The organism is Pseudomonas sp. 05N431 (assembly GCF_056397005.1).
The window spans coordinates 1-452 of sequence record NZ_JBFTMN010000066.1 but is presented as its reverse complement, the minus strand read 5'-3'; the positions used below and the strand labels follow the sequence as shown (position 1 = coordinate 452).

Below are 452 nucleotides of genomic sequence, written 5' to 3'. Positions count from 1 at the left end.
GAAGTCAGTTCCGGGGTTGAACAGCAGCTGGTTGCCGACCACGCTGGCACTGCCCTTGTTTACTGGCGCACTGGCCGAGTTCAGTGTGAACAGGTGACCGTCATCGACGTCGGTGTCGTTGGCCAGCACGTCAATGCTCAGGGTCTGGTTTTCCGTACCGGCGGCCGTATCGGCCACTGCCACCGGCGCGTCATTGGTGCCGGTGATAGTGACGTCCACCGTGGAGCTTGAGAGCGCTCCGTACTGATCCTGCATCTGGTAATTGAGCGTCACGTGCTCGACCACGCCCTGCGCCAGGTGGTCGAAGTCAGTTCCGGGGTTGAACAGCAGCTGGTTGCCGACCACGCTGGCACTGCCCTTGTTTACTGGCGCACTGGCCGAGTTCAGTGTGAACAGGTGACCGTCATCGACRTCGGTGTCGTTGGCCAGCACGTCAATGCTCAGGGTCTGGT

The 452-nt window shown here is 61.0% G+C and carries 1 protein-coding gene; it reads right to left on the bottom strand.

The window, feature by feature from the left end; all coding sequences use genetic code 11:
- Positions 1-452, bottom strand: a 452-nt coding sequence (locus AC1DIG_RS29325) for an Ig-like domain-containing protein (RefSeq protein WP_477770117.1), incomplete at both ends; no start/stop codon positions are given.